This is a genomic window from Halopseudomonas oceani (assembly GCF_002903165.1).
Classification (GTDB): domain Bacteria; phylum Pseudomonadota; class Gammaproteobacteria; order Pseudomonadales; family Pseudomonadaceae; genus Halopseudomonas; species Halopseudomonas oceani.
On sequence record NZ_PPSK01000008.1, the window covers coordinates 77,462 to 96,325 of the forward strand.

Sequence of the window (18,864 nt, forward strand, 5' to 3'; positions counted from 1 at the left end):
AACGCCCGGCGAAATCGCTTTCGCCGGGCGTCATTCAGACACCTCGTAGCGCCGATCAGAGCAGCTTGCGGCCCTTGCCAGCAGCAATGCGCATGCGCAGTGCGTTCAGCTTGATAAAGCCTGCCGCATCGGCCTGGTCGTAGGCACCGGCATCGTCTTCAAAGGTGGCGATATTGGCGTCAAACAGCGAGTCGTCAGACTTGCGACCGACCACGATGACGTTGCCCTTGTACAGCTTGAGGCGAACTACGCCGTTCACGTTCAGCTGGGACGCATCGATCATCTGTTGCAGCATGACGCGCTCCGGGCTCCACCAGAAACCGTTGTAGATCAGCTCAGCGTACTTCGGCATCAGGCTGTCTTTCAGGTGGGCAACTTCACGGTCCAGGGTGATGGACTCGATGGCGCGGTGACCTTTCAGCATGATGGTGCCGCCGGGGGTTTCGTAGCAGCCACGGGACTTCATGCCGACGAAGCGGTTTTCGACGATATCCAGACGACCAATACCATTGGCGCCGCCAACCTTGTTCAGGTAGGTCAGGACTTCAGCCGGGGTCATATCCTTGCCATCGATGGCGACGATGTCGCCGTTGCGGTAGCTCAGCTCAATATACGTGGCTTGGTCAGGTGCGTTCTCCGGAGAGACGGTCCAGCGCCACATGTCTTCTTCGTGCTCGGTCCAGGTGTCTTCCAGCACGCCACCTTCATAGGAGATGTGCAGCAGGTTGGCATCCATCGAGTAGGGAGACTTCTTCTTGCCGTGACGCTCAATCGGAATGCCGTGCTTCTCGGCGTAATCCATCAGTTTCTCGCGCGACAGCAGATCCCACTCGCGCCAGGGAGCAATCACCTTCACACCCGGTTTGAGCGCGTAAGCACCCAGTTCGAAACGCACCTGGTCATTACCCTTGCCAGTCGCGCCGTGGGAAATGGCATCACCGCCGGTTTCGTTGGCGATCTCAATCAGGCGTTTGGCAATCAGCGGGCGAGCGATGGAGGTACCCAGCAGGTACTCACCTTCGTAAACAGTGTTGGCGCGGAACATCGGGAACACGAAGTCACGAACAAACTCTTCGCGCAGGTCGTCGATGTAGATTTCCTTGACGCCCATGGCCTGAGCCTTGGCGCGTGCAGGTTCTACTTCCTCACCCTGACCTAGGTCGGCAGTGAAGGTGACCACTTCGCAGTTGTAGGTTTCCTGCAGCCACTTGAGAATGACCGAGGTATCCAGACCGCCGGAATAGGCCAGGACGACTTTGTTGACTTCTGCCATTACGTGCTCCCTTAAGCAAGACTGAAACGCCACCCCGTGGGGAATCGGCGAAAGCCGCTATTCTAGCGCCAGAGTGGCAGGATTCACAGGGGAGAGACCCGCAACTTTAGGGTCTGATGCGGTTTCGATACGGTTGAATGGTAGGCTGTGCGTCAGTTGTGCTGCAGCCGCAACATGACCCGGCGATTAGTCGCGCGCCCTTCCTCAGTGCGGTTGCTCGCCAACGGATAGCTGTCGCCATGAAAACGCATGCTGAACAGGTTTTCATCGACCCCCTGGGCCGTCAGATAGTCACGCACGGCAAGCGCCCGCTGACGAGATAGCTCGCGATTGTCCAGGCGGTTGCCCTGATTGTCTGAGTGCCCATCTAGGATGATGCCGCTGAGGCTCTCATCGGCCTTAATGTACTGCAGGATGGCATCGAGTCTGGCTTTAGCGTCGGCACTCAGGTTACTCCCGCCCGAGCCAAAGCTGATGATACTTTGCGCCGCCTGCGCCGCGCTGATTGGCAGCAACTTGCTTATGCAGGACTGAAAGTCCCGTCTTGCCTGCTGATATCCGACACTGGAAACCACCACCCGAACCTGATCGCCCCCTACCTGGCTGCTGCGCATGATAGTCGGCTGCAAACCAGAAGCCAGCCCTGCCAGCATGCGGCCGGCCTGTTCATAAGGAGCCATCATCGTGTAGGTCCCGGCGCCGACCTGAATCTGCCCAATCGGTTGGGCGGCTGTACCGGGACGCCACGGCGGCGGATCGTTAAAGACCTGTGCCGCACCGGGACGCATCGGACTGTCCCAAGCCTTGAGTTCGAATTCGGGGTGTTCGCCCGCCCGACGCACGAAGCTCGCCTCCCCGTAGCCCGCCACGGACTGACTCAAACGGCAGGCAAACTGATCCCCTTCAACCTGCCACTGCACGTCTTCCATGCGGGTCTGAAAGGTCATTGCCTGAGCGGACATTGACAGTCCGACAAACATGACCAGAGGGGCTCGTGTCACTCGTCTCTCCAGATGTGCCGCCACCAGGTGGGCGAACGCTGACTTCTCTTGCCTGCTTCATCGGCGGCCAATCGGAAAACTTTATTCCCTGACAGAAAAAAGATGCATCTGATGGCGATCCGCAGCACTGCAACCTGCTGGCGGCGATGGACGTCCGCCAGCCACGAATAGTCGGCAGTACCTGCGGAGTGTCAAAGCTGGGGCGATTGGGGTAGCATTGCGGCATCAAATCTGGACTGGAATCCCCCGCATGACCGACCGCCTGACGCTCATCCGCCCGGACGACTGGCACATTCACCTGCGCGACGGTGCCGTACTGCAGCACACCGTGCCAGATGCAGCGCGCTCCTTTGGTCGCGCCATCATCATGCCCAACCTGGTGCCACCGGTTCGTGATGCCGCCGAGGCCGCCGGCTACCGCGAGCGTATCCTTGCCGCACGCCCTGCCGGGTCACACTTCGAGCCGCTGATGGTGCTGTATCTAACCGACCACACCTCTCCCGAGATTGTCCGTCAGGCGCACGCCAGTGGTCAGGTTGTCGCCGCCAAGCTGTATCCGGCTGGTGCGACCACCAACTCCCAGTCTGGCGTTACTGCACTCGAGAACATCTACCCTGCGCTGGAGGCAATGGCTGACGTTGGCATGCTGCTGCTGGTACACGGTGAGGTGACCCACGCCGAAGTCGACATCTTCGACCGTGAAAAGGCATTTATTGATCAGCAACTGGTTAAGGTAGTAGAGCGTTTCCCCGCCCTCAAGGTCGTGTTCGAGCACATTACCACCGGGGATGCCGTTGCCTTCGTTCAGGACGCCTCCGACAACGTGGGCGCTACGATCACCGCTCATCACCTGATGTTCAACCGCAATCACATGTTGGTTGGCGGCATTCGCCCGCACCTGTTCTGTCTACCGGTACTCAAGCGTCAGACTCACCAGCAAGCCCTGCGTGATGCCGTAGTTTCAGGCTCCAGCAAGTTCTTCCTTGGCACCGATTCGGCGCCGCACGCCCGCCACGCGAAGGAAGCCGCCTGCGGCTGCGCCGGCTGCTATACCGCCCACGCCGCAATTGAGTTGTACGCCGAAACCTTCGATGAACTTGGCGCACTGGACAAGCTGGAAGGTTTTGCCAGCCTCCACGGCCCGGACTTCTACGGTTTGCCACGCAACACCGATCGCATCACACTTGAGCGAGACAGCTGGACCGTCCCCGAGCAACTGCCCTTCGGCGATCAATGCATCGTTCCACTGCGTGCCGGCGAACAGATTCGCTGGCGCCTGGTCTGATCCTATCTACCCATCGACAGCAAGGGATATTTCGTGAGCGAGTTTGACTTTGATGGCGAAGAACAGGACGCCACGCCCAGCGGCAAGACCAAGTCACCGCTGGCCTACCGCTTTCGCGGCTTTCTACCGGTGGTCATTGACGTTGAAACCGGTGGTTTCAACGCCGCCACTGATGCGCTGCTGGAAATAGCGGCGACGACCATCAATATGGATGAAGACGGTCTGGTTTACCCGGATCACACCAGTTTCTTCCGAATTGAACCCTTTGAGGGTGCCAACATCGAGCAAGCTGCGCTGGAGTTCACCGGCATCAAGCTCGATCACCCGCTGCGCCAGGCTGTCACTGAAGAACATGCGCTGACCGAGATCTTCAAGCAGATCCGCAAGGCTGTGAAGTCAGCTGGCTGCAAACGGGCCGTGCTGGTCGGGCACAACGCGTTCTTCGACCTCGGCTTTCTCAACGCAGCAGTTGAGCGTACCCAGATCAAGCGTAACCCGTTTCATCCGTTTTCCTGTTTTGATACTGCCACCCTGGGCGGGCTGGCCTACGGTCAAACAGTGCTGGCAAAGGCCTGCAGCGCTGCCGGTATCGACTTTGACGGCCGCGAGGCCCATTCCGCACGCTACGACACCGAAAAGACCGCAGACCTGTTCTGTACCATCGTCAATCGCTGGCGAGAGATGGGCGGCTGGCCTCCCGTCGAGTAACTCCTTCCCACCTGACAACCCGGCCCAATGGCCGGGTTGTTGCTTCTGTTGCAGGCTTGCCCGACCGCGACACTGCGGTTATCGTCCTGATGAAACTGAATTCATCCACTACACTGCAAAAGGTAAACGTGTTCGGCCCTGAAGCGGGATCGGGCCTCCCACACTGGCTAGCTGTACGATGGCAGCAGCCACTGACAATCAGAAAAAGGAGCTATTTCACATGATGCGCAAATCCCTTGCCCTGCTGTTTTCGGCCACTATTGGGTATGCCTCTCTCAGCGCCACGCCCGCTGTCGCAGAGACCTTTGTCACCATCGGTACCGGTGGCCAGACAGGCGTCTACTACGTGGTAGGCCAGTCAGTTTGCCGCCTGCTCAATCGCAATTCTGCCGAACATGGCATTCGCTGCAACGCCCCGTCCAGCGGCGGCTCGGTCGCCAACGTCAACGCCATTCGTGGCGGTGAGATGAACATGGGCGTAGTGCAGTCAGACATCCAATACAAGGCCTATGAAGGCATCCAGAGCTTCGAGGCCGACGGCGCTTTCACCGACATGCGTGCGCTGTTCGCCCTGCACGGCGAGCCACTGACCATCGTTGCCCGCAACGATGCCAACATTGCTGGCGTCAAGGACCTCAAGGGCAAGCGCGTCAATATCGGCAACCCGGGTTCCGGTCAGCGTGACACCATGGACGTGGTGATGGAAGCCCTGGGCTGGACGGTGGATGACTTCGCGCTGGCCTCCGCGCTGGATGCGGCAGAGCAGGCCGCGGCCCTGGGCGACAACAACATCGATGCAATGGTCTACGTCGTTGGCCACCCGAATGGCTCGATCCAGGAAGCAACCACCACTGTTGATGCCAATCTGGTTTCCGTGTCCGGTCCCGAAATTGATCAGCTGATCAGCGAACGTCCTTACTACGCCAAGGCGATCATTCCCGGCGGCCTGTACCGTGGCAATGATGCGGACACCGAAACCTTCGGGGTGCGTGCCACCCTAGTGGCTTCGACCGCCACTGACGCCGAAACCGTCTATCAGACAGTCAAGGCGGTATTCGAGAACTTCGACCGGTTCAAGCGCCTGCACCCCGCGTTTGCGACCCTCAAGGAAGAAGAGATGATCAAGGATGGCCTCTCTGCTCCGCTGCATGAAGGCGCAATCCGCTACTACAAAGAACGCGGCTGGATGTAACGCAAAACGGGCCACCCTCAGGGGTGGCCCGTCTGCTTTCAGCAACTCGATTACTTTGCTGCCGCCATTTCGGCAGCCTTGGACGAGCGTCCACAAGACCTCGTGCTTATCGCGGCGCCCACAGACACGCCGCGCAGGCAACCTGCTTGCCACAACACAATCAAAACGCAAAGGAGCAGCGCGCAGCCATGAGCCAACCAAGCGACGCCAACGAACTCAACAGCGAACTTGAGGATCTGGTAGCAACCAGTGACACCGGTGCCCGAAAACCCACTGGTGCGGCCCGTAATTTGCTGATGAGTATTGCCGCCATCTGGTCGCTGTTTCAGCTTTGGATTGCCTCGCCACTGCCCTTTCTGGTCGGCTTTGGGGTTTTCAACAGTACCGAGGCGCGCTCCATTCATTTGGCCTTTGCCGTGTTTCTCGGCTTCATGGCATATCCCGCGTTCAAACGCTCCCCCCGAGAATACATCCCGGTCGTCGACTGGATTCTGGCGCTGATTGCCGCCTTTTGTGCCGCGTATCTTTTTCTTTTTTACGCCGAGCTGGCAGAACGGCCCGGCAGACCGACAACCCAGGACGTGATAGTCGCGGTGACCGGCCTGGTTCTGCTTTTGGAAGCCACCCGCCGGGCGCTCGGTCCACCGCTGATGATCGTCGCGCTGGTCTTTATCATCTACTCGGTAGCCGGTCCCTATATGCCGGGCATCCTTGCCCACCGCGGGGTCAGTCTGGAAGCACTGACCAACCATCAGTGGCTTACCGCTCAGGGTGTATTTGGCATTGCCCTTGGCGTTTCCACCAGTTTCGTCTTTCTATTCGTTCTATTCGGTTCGCTACTGGATAAGGCCGGAGCCGGCAACTATTTCATCAAGGTTGCGTTCTCCCTGCTGGGTCATTACCGCGGCGGCCCGGCAAAAGCGGCTGTCGTCGCTTCCGGCATGACCGGCCTGATCTCCGGGTCGTCGATTGCCAACACCGTCACTACCGGCACGTTTACCATTCCGATGATGAAACGTGTGGGCTTCTCTGCCGAAAAGGCCGGCGCCGTCGAAGTGGCCTCCTCGGTCAACGGCCAGATCATGCCACCGGTCATGGGCGCCGCGGCGTTCTTGATGGTCGAGTATGTCGGTATTTCCTATGTCGAGGTGATCAAACACGCCTTTTTGCCGGCGCTGATTTCCTATATCGCGCTGATCTACATCGTGCACCTCGAAGCGGTCAAGGCTGGCATGCAGGGCCTGCAGAGCAGCAACCCGCCACGTCCGCTACTGCGCAAGATCATCGGCTTCCTTACCGGCCTTCTGCTGTTGATGGCCCTCTCGTTCGCGGTCTATTACGGCCTTGGCTGGCTCAAGCCAGCATTAGGAGACGCCGCCAGCTGGGTGATCGCCGGCGCGCTGGCCGTTGTATACGTCGGGCTACTGAAGATCGGCTCGCGCTATCCCGAGCTGGAGCTGGATGACCCCAACTCCCCGGTCGTTCACCTGCCGCAGACCCGTCCCACCGTCATGTCCGGGCTGCATTTCATCCTCCCGGTGATCGTGCTGATCTGGTGTCTCATGGTTGAGCATCTTTCGCCAGGGCTGTCTGCCTTCTGGGCGACCATATTAATGATTGTCATCATGCTCACCCAGCGCCCCCTGATGGCAGCATTCCGTGGCGAAGGCAATACCGGCAGTGCGGTGCGTCAGGGGTTCGATGAGCTCTGGCAGGGCCTGGTAGCCGGTGCCCGCAATATGATCGGAATCGGCATTGCCACGGCAACCGCTGGCATTATCGTCGGTGCAGTCTCCCAGACCGGGGTTGGGCTGGTACTGGCAGATCTGGTCGAAATTCTGTCGATGGGCAACCTGATGCTGATGTTGCTGCTGACCGCAGTACTCAGCCTGATTCTTGGCATGGGGCTGCCAACCACCGCCAACTACATCGTCGTTTCCGCCCTGTTGGCGCCGGTTATCGTTACGCTGGGCCAGGAAAGTGGACTGCTGGTCCCGCTGATCGCCGTGCACCTGTTCGTGTTCTACTTCGGCATTATGGCTGACGTTACCCCACCCGTCGGCCTTGCTTCCTTTGCCGCTGCCGCAGTGTCGGGCGGAGATCCCATCCGAACCGGGTTTCAGGCGTTCTATTACAGCCTGCGCACGGCGGCACTACCTTTTCTGTTCATCTTCAACACCGACCTACTGCTGATCGACGTGGACTGGCTGCATGGGATCATCATCTTCTGCGTTGCAACCGTCGCGATGCTTATTTTCGCCGCAGCCACCCAAGGCTGGCTGGTGGTGAAAAGCCGTTGGTACGAAAGCCTGTTGCTGCTGCTCGTTGCCTTTACCCTGTTCCGCCCTGGCTTCTGGATGGACATGGTGCACGATCCTTATCGCTCCATTCCGCCAACCCAGCTGGAGCAATCCCTCGAGCGCCTGGACAAGGGCAGCAACCTGCGCATTCAGGTCTCAGGCCAAGACGACATCGGTCAGCCGCGCACCTTCTTTGTCCTCGTTCCGGTACCTGAAGGGGCTGACGGCGCTGAGCGGCTCGACAAGCTTGGCCTGATGCTGATGCAGGACGGTGATCGCACCTTGGTTGACATGGTGACCTATGGCAGTCCGGCTGCAGAACTCGGCTTCGAGTTTGACCAGGAAATTGTCGAAATTCTTGCCCCGGTTGATCGCTGGGCCAAGGAGTGGATGTGGATTCCGGCAATAGGGGTATTTTTGCTGGTAATGGGCCTGCAATGGCGTCGGCGTCCTGCCGCCGCAAGCGCATAAGGGAGTGACCATGTACAACAAGATTCTGTTGCCTGTTGACCTGAACCACAAGCAATCCTGGGACAAGGCACTGCCCACCGCGCTGAACCTGTGTCAGACCTATCAGGCGTCGCTACATATCGTTACCGTGGTACCCGACTTCGGGATGCCACTGGTGGGCGGTTTCTTCCCCCGGGAGTACGCCGATCAGGCCAAGAAAACCATCAGCGATGGTTTGAAAGCCTTCGTCGCCGAGCACGTCCCCAAGGGCGTCAAGGTGCAACGGATCGTCGCCGACGGCAAAGCCTATGAAGCAATCCTGCGGGTCGCACGCAAGCTCGATGTCGATCTGATTGTCATGGCTTCGCACAAACGCAAGCGACTGGAAGACTACCTACTGGGCACCAACGCTTTGCGCGTTGTTCAGCAATCCAAGCGGTCGGTAATGATCATTCGCTGAGCATTGCCCCCGGCCGCTGGCATGTATTCTGCCTGCCTTCCCGTTAGCAGTTGAAAGGGATGGCGTTATCCGACAAAGGCGTCGCTCCCAAGCCGAATCACTTTCGCGTATGGGGCGACGTTTTTTATGCGCCCAACTAACCAAATTTGTTGCAACCTGAGTCTGATAGCGCCTAAAGGAAGACTGAATGAACACCAGTTTCTGGAAAGCTGGCCACACACCCACGCTGTTTTCCGCCTTTCTTTACTTCGATCTCAGCTTCATGGTCTGGTATCTGCTCGGCCCTCTGGCAGTGCAAATTGCCACCGATCTGCAGCTCAGCGCGCAACAACGGGGCATCATGGTTGCCACTCCGATTCTGGCGGGTGCGCTGCTTCGCTTGCTGCTGGGGTTTCTGGCGGATCGGCTATCGCCCAAAACCGCAGGCATCATTGGACAGATAATTGTCATTAGTTCGCTGCTGCTCGCGTGGCTACTCGGCGTAAGCAGCTACCAGCACACGTTGCTGCTCGGGCTGGGGCTCGGCTTTGCCGGCGCCTCGTTTGCGGTCGCTCTGCCGCTGGCGTCACAGTGGTATCCACCAGAACATCAGGGCAAGGCCATGGGCATTGCCGGCGCAGGCAATTCCGGTACTGTGCTGGCAGCTCTGTTTGCGCCCGGACTAGCCTATCTGTTCGGCTGGCAGAACGTCTTCGGGCTGGCCCTCATTCCGCTTACCATCACCCTGCTTTTGTTTGTGCTGCTAGCACGTAATGCTCCCAGTCGCCCGACACCCAAGGCGCTCAGCGATTACGCGCAAGCCCTGCAGGACGTAGACAGCTGGTGGTTCATGTTTTTCTACAGCATTACCTTCGGCGGCTTTATCGGTCTGGCCAGCGCCCTGCCCGGCTATTTCAGCGATCAATACGACCTCAACCCAGTCACCGCAGGCTACTATACCGCTGCCTGCGTCACGGCCGGCAGCTTGATGCGTCCGCTCGGCGGTGCGCTGGCTGATCGTATCGGTGGAATCCGCTCGCTGCTGATCATGTATGCGATTGCGTCGGCGTGCATCGCCGTTGTCGGTTTCAACCTGTCGAGTTCCCTGGTAGCACTGGTGTTGTTTGTGATTGCCATGCTTGGCCTGGGTACCGGGAACGGCGCGGTATTTCAGCTGGTACCGCAGCGCTTCTTCGCCGAAATCGGTGTAATGACCGGACTGATCGGTATGGCTGGAGGAGTGGGTGGTTTTATCCTTGCCGCTGGTCTTGGCGCTATCAAGCAGCATACCGGCGATTACCAGTTCGGACTGTGGCTATTCGCGCTCCTTGCTTTGCTTGCCTTGGCAGGACTGTTGATCGTAAAGCGTCGCTGGCGCACCACCTGGGGCGCACCTGCCAACAGCGCCGCCCGAATCTGATTCCCTGAAACGCCTACTGAATCGCATGCGCCCTGTCGCGGTGCAGTACGCCGCATGCCGGTGCATCAAATCATGAGAATCAGTTCAAGTTCAAAGCATAACCCAATGAAAAATATAGATATGATCCTTTGGCACACTATCTGCTTTGGGAATATCAGAGAGTAACTACATAGCAGGCCACCTCGTCAGGTAGCCTGTCTCCTGCAAGAACAGGATCGGACAAAGGCGTCCCCACCGTGCAAACGGTTGGGACGCCTTTTTTGTTTTTGCAGCGCAACACGGAGCGCAGGGGTGATGCACAAACTGAAACTGGTACTGATTGGCAACGGCATGGCCGGCATCCGCACGCTGGAAGAGCTGCTCAAGCTGGCACCCGATCTCTACGACATCACGGTATTCGGCGCAGAACCGCACCCTAACTACAACCGCATCATGCTGTCACCGGTACTGGCCGGCGAACAGGACTTTGACGACATCGTGCTCAACGATCTGGACTGGTACCGCCGTCACGGGATCACGCTGCATCTGGGCAACCCGGTAGTGCGCATCGATCGCGCTGCACGCCGCGTCATCGCCGCCGATGGCAGCAGCGCCGAGTACGACCGCCTGCTGCTGGCCACCGGCTCCAGCCCCTTTATCCTCCCGGTACCCGGCAACACTCTGGACGGTGTGATCGGCTACCGCGACATTGCCCACACCCAGGCTATGATGGATGCCGCTCAGACCCGCCACCACGCCGTGGTCATCGGTGGCGGCCTGCTCGGGCTTGAAGCCGCCAACGGCCTTGCCCAGCGCGGGATGCAAGTCACCGTGCTGCACGTTGGCAAGTGGCTGCTGGACCGACAACTCGACGCCACCGCCGGCGCCCTGCTGCAGCAGGCCCTTGAATCCCGCGGCATCCGGTTCGAGCTGCAGGCGCATACCGACCAACTACTGGGTGACAACAGCGGTCGAGTCCGCGCCGTGCGCTGCGAGGACGGTCGCGAGGTGCCGGCTGAACTGGTCGTGATGGCCGCAGGCATCCGCCCAAACATAAGTCTGGCAGCAGAGGCCGGACTGGCCTGCGAGCGCGGTATTCTGGTCGATGACACCCTGCAAACCTTTGATCCGCGCGTGTATGCCATTGGCGAATGCGCCAGTCACCGTGGCGTTGCCTACGGTCTGGTCGCACCGCTATACGAACAAGCCAAGGTGTGCGCCAACCACCTGGCGATGCTGGGCTTCGGTCGCTACCTCGGCTCGGTAACCTCAACCAAGCTGAAAGTCACCGGTATCGACCTGTTTTCCGCTGGCGACTTCATGGGCGACTCGCACTGCGAGATCATCAGCCTGAGCAACCCCGTCGCCGGCAGCTACCGCAAGCTGGTTATTCGTAACAACCGCCTGATCGGCGCCTGCTTCTATGGCGACACCAGCGACAGCGCCTGGTACGTCGGGCTGGTACGTGAAGGCTACGACATCCGCGCTATTCGTCAGCTGCTGATGTTCGGCGAGGCCTTTGCCAGCCAGACGCAGCCAGACCATCAGCACGCAGCCAACGACGACAACGCCACACCGCTGTCACGCACAGCAGGAGCGACCCGATGAAACAGACTGCGTCTACCTGTTGTTACTGTGGCGTCGGCTGCGGCGTGTTGATCGATCACGACGGTGAGAAGATCCATACCGTCAGCGGCGATCCCGCGCATCCGGCCAATCTCGGTCGCCTGTGTAGCAAGGGCTCTACCCTGCACCTGACCGGTGATCTAGCGGCCCGCGCCCACTATCCCGAACTGCGCCTCGGCAAATCGCTGGCGCGCGCCCGAGTTGACTGGGACGGTGCTCTGAGCCACGCCGCCGAGGTGTTTGCCCGTACCATCGACGAACACGGCCCCGACAGCGTCGCTTTCTATATCTCCGGCCAATTGCTGACCGAGGATTACTACAGCTTCAACAAGCTCGCCCGCACCCTGATCGGCACCAACAACATCGACAGCAACTCACGGCTGTGCATGTCCAGCGCCGTCGTGGGCTACAAGCGCAGCCTCGGCGCTGACGCGCCCCCCTGTTCTTACACCGACATCGAGCAAAGCCAGTGCCTGCTGATCGCCGGCAGCAATATGGCCTGGGCGCACCCGGTATTGTTCCGCCGCCTGGAAGCCGCCAAGGCCGAGCAACCAGACAAGCGTATTATCGTCATCGACCCGCGCCGCACCGACACCTGCGAGATCGCCGATCTGCACCTGGCGCTGCGCCCCGGCACCGACGTTGCCCTGTTCCACGGTCTGCTGCATCTGCTGATTGAGCAGCGGCAGATCGACCATGCCTTTATCGCCGCTCATACCGACGGCTTTGAAGCGCTGCAAAGCCTGGTCGAGCGCTATACCCCGGCACTGGTTGCGGCCGAGTGCGGCATCAGCGAGGCGGATCTTCATCTGGCCGCCAGCTGGATCGGCGATACGCAGAGCTTTCTCTCGCTCTGGTGCATGGGCCTGAACCAGTCGAGTGCCGGCAGCGCCAAGAACAACGCGCTGATCAACCTGCACCTGGCGACCGGTCAAATCGGCAAGGTCGGCAGCGGCCCGTTCTCGCTGACTGGCCAGCCGAACGCAATGGGTGGACGGGAAACCGGCAGCCTCTCCAACCTGCTGCCGGGGCACCGCGACGCTGCCAACCCGGAACACCGGCGCGAGGTCGCCATCTACTGGGGCGTAGACAACCTGCCGGAGCAACCGGGGCTGAGCGCGGTAGATCTGTTTGAAGCCGTGCGCGCCGGGCGCATCAAGGCGCTCTGGGTCGCCTGCACCAACCCGGCTCAATCCATGCCCAATCAGCAGTTGATCCACGAGGCGCTGGCCACCTGCCCCTTTGTCATCGTGCAGGAAGCCTTCACCACGACCGAAACCTGCAGCTACGCCGACCTGCTGCTGCCTGCTGCCAGCTGGGGCGAGAAGGAAGGCACGGTCACCAACTCCGAACGCCGCATCAGCCATGTCCGCCCGGCCATCGGTGCGCCCGGCGAGGCGCGGGCTGACTGGTCCATCGTCTGCGACTTCGCCCGCCGCCTGGAACGCCGGCTGCTGCCGGGCCGCCCCAGCCAGTTTGCCTTTTACTCCCCGGCCGAACTGTTCGATGAGTACAAGGGCCTGACCCGTGGCCGCGATCTGGACTACAGCGGTTTGAGTCACGCCCTGATTGACCGCCTCGGCCCCCAGCAATGGCCCTTTAACGCCTCCACCGAGCAGGGCACCGAACGCCTTTACACCGACGGCCGCTTCGCCACTGCCAATGGCCGCGCCCAGTTCATTGCCGAACACCTTACCGAGTTGAAAGAAACAACTGACAGCGACTACCCGCTGCTGCTCAACACCGGCCGCCTGCGTGACCAGTGGCACGGCATGAGCCGCACCGGCACCGCCGCGCAGCTGTTCGGCCATGTCGAGTTGGCACAGCTCGCGATGCACCCGGATGACCTCGCCGCCCGTGACCTGCAGGACGGTCAGCTGATCCGCGTCAGCAGCCGCCGCGGCGAGCTGGTCCTGCCGGTACTGGCTGAGCCTGCCCAGCGGCCGGGGCAGGTGTTTTTGCCCATGCATTGGGGCGACCGTTTTCTCAAAGGCCTCGGCTGCAACGTTCTGACCCAGAACGGCTACGACCCACTGTCCAAGCAGCCCGAACTGAAGCAGAGCGGCGTACAAGTCACCCCGGTACAACTGCCGTGGGAGTCATTTCTGCTGATTGAGGGAGACGTCCAGCGGCACTTTGCCGCGCTGCGCCGACTCGGTGAACGCTTCGACTATCTCGGTATGGGGCTGATCGGCCGCGAGCGCCCGGCGCTGGTGATGCGCACCGCCGCAGCCACGGCACCCAGCGCAGCACTGCTGGCCGAGATCGACAGCCTGTGCAGCCTGGATGACGCCAGCACCATGCGCTACGACGACCCAGCCAGCGGCGTCTCCAAGCGCATCCGACTCAGTGAGGGGCGCATCACCGCCCTGCGCCTGAGCGGCGAAACCCTCGCCCGCGACTGGCTGCGCAGCCTGTGGCAAAGCGCCGATACCGACGCCAGCCTGCACCGCTGGTTCCTTGCCCCGGTCAGTGCACCACCCGGCGCCGACGTCGGCCGCCCGGACAAAACCGTCTGCAACTGCATGAACGTCAGTGAAAGCCGCATTTGCGCGGGCATCGAACGCGGTATGCAGCTGGATCAATTGAAACAGGAATTCGGTTGCGGCACCCAGTGCGGGTCCTGTGTACCGGAAATCAAACGCATGATCAGCAACGCGGCCGTCCCGGCCTGAAACAGGAGAACCCCATGCACAACGAACCTACTGTCTGGCTGGTTGGTGCAGGTCCCGGCGACCCGGAACTGCTGACCCTGAAAGCCGCGCGGCTGCTCGCGCAAGCGGAAATCGTGATGGTCGACGATCTGGTCAACCCGGAGATTCTGCAGCACTGCCCGCAGGCACGGATCATCAGCGTCGGCAAACGCGGCGGCTGCCGCTCTACCCCGCAGGCGTTCATCAACCGTCTCATGCTGCGCTATGGCCGTCAGGGCAAGCGTCTGGTGCGCCTCAAGGGCGGCGACCCGTGCATCTTTGGACGTGCTGGAGAAGAAGCGCATTGGCTGCGCGAGCGTGGTGTTGAGGCAGGCATCGTCAACGGCATCACCGCAGGGCTGGCCGGTGCCACCCAATGCGATATCCCGCTGACCCTGCGCGGCGTCAGCCGCGGCGTAACACTGGTCACCGCCCATACCCGAGACGACAGCGAGCTGAACTGGCACGGTCTGGCCCAGGGCGGCACCACGCTGGTGGTGTATATGGGCGTCGCTCGGTTGCAGCAGATTCAGCAGGGGCTGTTGACCGGCGGGATGGCACCGGGCACGCCGGTTGCCATGATCGAGAACGCCAGCTCCCCCGCGCAGCGTCAGCAGGCCTGCCGGCTCGACGCCCTGTGCAGCGCAGCCGCCGCCTTTAAGCTGAAAAGCCCGGCGGTACTGGTGATTGGCGAGGTAGTAAACGCAGCTGCAGCAGAGCTGCCGAGTCAGCGTGCAGGTTAAGCCTCAGGCCTTGGCGGGCTTGAGTGCGTCGAGCATGCGGCCCATCGCCGCGTGAATCGCGTTAACCGCTTTGAGCGGACGCACCATGACCTTGAAGTCGACGATTTTTCCTTCGTCATTCCACTGGATCATGTCGATGCCGTTAATGGTGATGCCATCAATAACGGTCTGGAACTCCAGCACCGCGTTGTTGCCATCAACCAGCTCACGCAGATACTTGAAGTGCCCCGGCTCGTTCAGCGTCTTGAATGCCGCCGAGAGATACAGCGTAGTAATCGGCTTGCCGACCTGCGGGGTATGCACCACCGGCGAATGAAACACCACCTCGTCAGCCAGCAAATCCGCCAGCCCGCTCGGGTCCTGCGCCTTGACAACCTTGTGCCACCGCTCGATTACACTGCTCATTGCTGCTCCTTGTTGTTATCCGCGTAAACCCCATTGTTCGCCGGTTTGGCGCGCGGCGGCAAGGGAGATTCAGCCGATGAATCAGTCGTCTGTCGCCTCAATTCGCTCCCGCTGCTGATCCGCCCACAGCCGCGCATACGCACCCTGCTGTGCCAGCAACTGCGCATGCGTGCCCTGCTCTACCACCCTGCCCTGATCAATCACCGCAATGTTGTCGGCGTGGATGATGGTCGAGAGGCGGTGGGCGATAGCAAGCGTAGTACGGCGTTCGGCGACCCGATTGAGGGCGTCGAGGATGCGACGTTCGGCGTGGGTGTCGAGCGATGCGGTGGCCTCGTCAAGAATGAGGATCGGTGGGTTCTTCAGCAACACACGGGCGATAGCGATGCGCTGTTTTTCGCCGCCGGAGAGCTTCAGGCCGCGCTCACCAACCGGGGTATCCAGTTTCTGCGGCAGGCTGCGGACGAAAGTATCCAGCTGTGCCAGTTCCAGTACCCGCCAGATATCTTCTTCACTCGCACCGGGGGCACCGTAGGCGACGTTGTAGCCAATGCTGGCGTTGAACAGCACGGTGTCCTGCGGCACCACGCCAATGGCGCGGCGCAGGCTGTCTTGGGTGACGCTGCGAATATCCTGGCCGTCGATGCTGATGCTGCCGCTGTCTACGTCGTAGAAACGGAACAGCAGCCGCGCCAGCGTTGATTTGCCCGCACCGCTCGCGCCGACAATCGCGAGGGTCCGCCCAGCGGGAATCTCCAAGCTGATGCCCTGTAACACTTCTCGCCCCTGATCGTAGCGAAAATGTATGTCGTGAAAGCGAACCGACGCACCCTGCAGTTGCAGCGTCTCGGCATTATCAGCGTCAACCACTTTCAGCGGCGCGCGTAGCAGTGTGAACAGGCGCTCGATATTGGTCAGTGCTTCGCGGATTTCGCGGTAGACGAAGCCAAGAAAGTTGAGCGGGACAAACAGCTGAATCATATAGGCGTTGATCATCACCAGCTCACCGACGGTCATGCTGCCGGCACTTACCTCACGCGCCGCCAGCACCATCATCAGGGTCACGGCCCCGGCGATGATCAACGCCTGCCCCGAGTTGAGCGCCACCAGCGACAGCCGATTTTTCATCCGCGCCGCTTCCCAGTCCTGCAGGTTGCGGTCGTACTCGCTGGCCTCAAACGCCTCGTTGCAGAAGTACTTGACCGTCTCGAAATTCAGCAAGCTATCGATGGCGCGGGTGTTGGAGCGGTTATCCATCTGGTTGCTTTCACGCACGAAGCGGTTGCGCCACTCCGTGCACCAGATGGAAAAACTACCGTACAGCAGCACCGCGACCAGCACGGCCGCTGCGTAAACCGCACTGAAGTTGGCGAGCAAAATCACGCTAATCAGCCCGATCTCGATCAGGGTCGGCAGAATGTTGAACACCATGAAACGCAGCAAAAAACTGATGCCGGAAGTACCACGTTCGATGTCCCGAGCCAGACCGCCGGTGCGCCGCGACAGATGAAAGCCAAGGTCGAGCCGATGCAGGTGCTCAAATACCTGCAGCGAGATTCGCCGCATCGCCCGCTCGGCGACCCGGGCAAAGACCGCATCGCGCAGTTCACCGAAAAAAACTGAGGAGAAACGCAGCACACCGTAGAACAGCAATAACGCCGCTGGCACCAGCACCAGCGCGTCTGCGGCGCTTTCAAAGTGATCGACGATCAACTTGAGCAACCAGGGCACCGCTACGCCGGCCAGCTTGGCAACCAGCATGCAGAGCATGGCTAGTGCGACTCGTCCGCGGTATTCACGCAGATACGGCAACAGATCGAAAATGATACGCCAGTTGACCGGACCACCGGCGTACTGGCTGTCGGAGCGTGGGCGCACGGCAACTCTCGGCAGAAAAAGGAATGGCTGAAAACACAAAGGGCCTGAACGCAACCGCGTTCAGGCCCTCGAAGTGTACCGCATGTACGGCGGCTGAGCTGCGCTCAGTCCTCGTGTGGAATCGGGTCCGGGTTACGGTCCCAGCCGACCAGCAGCAGCGTGGTTGCGATACCGATCAACAGGCCGATCCACGGTTCGAAAAAGGCCAACGCCGCACCGATGAGCACGACTGCACCGCGGGACGTGTTGTTCTTCGGAATCGCCATGGCGATATAGGCACAGGCAAAGCCAGTCAGCACGAGGGTCAACGACAGCGCGATCCCCAGCAGCGGCTTGAGGCCAGTCAGCAACGGCAACAGAAAGAACAGAATCGGCAGCCCCATTAGATAATAGGAGGCCAAGCCGCTGTGCAGGCTGTCCATCGCTTCCTTGCCCTGCTTCCAGCGCTGCATGATGATCACGTGCACGCCCGTCCAGAGTGCGCCCTGGGTTGGGAAAAACGGCGCACTGATGCCCATCAGCGCGTTGCGAATCGCCAGCGAGATGTGTGAGCGCGTGGGGTTGATATCAATATGCTCGTCCTGACGACTTTGCAGCCCCTCACGAATCACTTCGTTACCGGTAACCAGGTCACCAAACAGAATCACGTAAGTGATAAGCGCCAAAGGCATGCCTTGAATGAACATATCCATACTCGGCCAGCCAATAGCAAAGGGCGAGACCTTGGCCCAGGCGTCGCCAAGCGGGGGAATCAGAATGCCCCACTGAATATCGTAGGTCACCTCGCCAACCATCGGCCCGATGATGCCGGCCAGCACAAAGCCTGGCAGCAGGCCTAGCGCGCCGAGCAGAGCGAAGAAGCGATATTTCTCTTTCAACTTGGCCATCGGCAGGCTGAAGGCAAAGATCAGGCAGACCGCGCAGGCGATGGTCGTTGCCACTGGCTGCTGTAGCAGGAAACGGTCTGCGTCGTCGACCAGCACGCGCTTTAGCGCGGCAATGGCAGCGCCAAGAATGATCCCGGCTTTCAGTGTGTCTGGCAGCCAAAGCATGAACCGTTTGCCCAGACCGGTCACCCCCAACAGGAATAGCAACAGCGCAAAGTCCAGAGACAGCGCTGTCATTGCCTGAAAGCGCTCATCCGGGGTCTCGTAGCCTCCGAGCACAAAAGCCAGCACCAGCGGCAACGCCGGTGTAATCCAGCCCGGCGCATAGGGCTCGCCAAAAACGATGATGGACGAGGTAATCAGAATCGAGTGAATCAGGGAGACAGCGACGGCCTCTTCGAAGCTCAGACCGAAGAAGCCGGTCATCAGCGGCACCAGTGAAAGGCCGGTTGCAGCGGCAATCAGCAGACCTTGAAAGAACTCGGGCCAGCACAGCTTGGAGTGATAAAACGGCAAGCGAAAGGTAAACGGCCCCCAGCGCCAACCAGGTTGTTCAGGTTGCGACATACCCATCTCCATATTGTT

At 60.3% G+C, this 18,864-nt stretch carries 13 protein-coding genes and 1 pseudogene; 9 read left to right on the top strand and 5 right to left on the bottom strand.

Translation table 11 applies throughout. The annotated features are described in order from the left end of the window. Positions 1–55: 55 nt before the first annotated feature. Together C1949_RS10160 and C1949_RS10165 are read right to left on the bottom strand one after the other, a co-directional pair. On the bottom strand, positions 56–1,306 hold the full coding sequence (locus C1949_RS10160; RefSeq protein ID WP_342352499.1) for an argininosuccinate synthase: 1,251 nt from the start codon (positions 1,304–1,306) through the stop codon (positions 56–58). A 119-nt stretch (positions 1,307–1,425) separates the two neighbouring features. Then, positions 1,426–2,274 carry a flagellar protein MotY gene (locus C1949_RS10165; RefSeq protein WP_146040311.1) on the bottom strand — a complete coding sequence of 283 codons (849 nt, stop codon included), beginning with the start codon at positions 2,272–2,274 and terminating at the stop codon, positions 1,426–1,428. A 250-nt stretch (positions 2,275–2,524) separates the two neighbouring features. Between C1949_RS10165 and pyrC the strand changes: the two genes are divergently transcribed. From pyrC to cobA, 9 genes and pseudogenes are all read left to right on the top strand, one after another. Further along, positions 2,525–3,559, top strand: coding sequence for a dihydroorotase (gene pyrC / locus C1949_RS10170; protein ID WP_104738373.1), 1,035 nt, complete (start codon positions 2,525–2,527; stop codon positions 3,557–3,559). A 33-nt stretch (positions 3,560–3,592) separates the two neighbouring features. Continuing rightward, positions 3,593–4,267, top strand: a complete 675-nt coding sequence (gene rnt / locus C1949_RS10175; RefSeq protein ID WP_104738374.1) for a ribonuclease T — start codon at positions 3,593–3,595, stop codon at positions 4,265–4,267. A 220-nt stretch (positions 4,268–4,487) separates the two neighbouring features. After that, positions 4,488–5,459, top strand: coding sequence for a TAXI family TRAP transporter solute-binding subunit (locus tag C1949_RS10180; RefSeq protein WP_104738375.1), 972 nt, complete (start codon positions 4,488–4,490; stop codon positions 5,457–5,459). 188 nt (positions 5,460–5,647) lie between these two features. Beyond that, the gene (locus C1949_RS10185) at positions 5,648–8,230 is read left to right on the top strand and encodes a TRAP transporter permease (RefSeq protein WP_104738376.1); all 2,583 of its coding nucleotides are present in this window, start codon (positions 5,648–5,650) and stop codon (positions 8,228–8,230) included. A gap of 10 nt (positions 8,231–8,240) precedes the next feature. Continuing rightward, positions 8,241–8,669, top strand: a complete 429-nt coding sequence (locus C1949_RS10190) for a universal stress protein (protein ID WP_104738377.1) — start codon at positions 8,241–8,243, stop codon at positions 8,667–8,669. Positions 8,670–8,856: 187 nt separating this feature from the next. Continuing rightward, complete coding sequence (locus tag C1949_RS10195) at positions 8,857–10,068, top strand: nitrate/nitrite transporter (protein ID WP_104738378.1); 1,212 nt, start codon at positions 8,857–8,859, stop codon at positions 10,066–10,068. A gap of 294 nt (positions 10,069–10,362) precedes the next feature. Beyond that, positions 10,363–11,562 (top strand): annotated as a pseudogene (locus tag C1949_RS10200) (NAD(P)/FAD-dependent oxidoreductase); the annotation flags it as partial. An 89-nt stretch (positions 11,563–11,651) separates the two neighbouring features. Then, positions 11,652–14,348 (top strand): nitrate reductase, encoded by a 2,697-nt coding sequence (locus C1949_RS10205; RefSeq protein ID WP_104738380.1) that lies wholly within the window; start codon positions 11,652–11,654, stop codon positions 14,346–14,348. A gap of 14 nt (positions 14,349–14,362) precedes the next feature. Continuing rightward, a complete protein-coding gene (gene cobA / locus C1949_RS10210; RefSeq protein WP_104738381.1) occupies positions 14,363–15,109 on the top strand; it encodes a uroporphyrinogen-III C-methyltransferase in 747 nt (248 codons plus the stop codon). 3 nt (positions 15,110–15,112) lie between these two features. Here cobA and C1949_RS10215 read toward each other — a convergent pair whose 3' ends face one another. From C1949_RS10215 to C1949_RS10225, 3 genes are all read right to left on the bottom strand, one after another. Further along, on the bottom strand, positions 15,113–15,514 hold the full coding sequence (locus C1949_RS10215) for a nuclear transport factor 2 family protein (RefSeq protein WP_104738382.1): 402 nt from the start codon (positions 15,512–15,514) through the stop codon (positions 15,113–15,115). Between the two features lie 81 nt (positions 15,515–15,595). After that, positions 15,596–17,392 carry an ABCB family ABC transporter ATP-binding protein/permease gene (locus tag C1949_RS10220; protein WP_104738383.1) on the bottom strand — a complete coding sequence of 599 codons (1,797 nt, stop codon included), beginning with the start codon at positions 17,390–17,392 and terminating at the stop codon, positions 15,596–15,598. Between the two features lie 104 nt (positions 17,393–17,496). Beyond that, positions 17,497–18,846, bottom strand: a complete 1,350-nt coding sequence (locus C1949_RS10225; protein WP_104738384.1) for a hypothetical protein — start codon at positions 18,844–18,846, stop codon at positions 17,497–17,499. Positions 18,847–18,864: the final 18 nt, after the last annotated feature.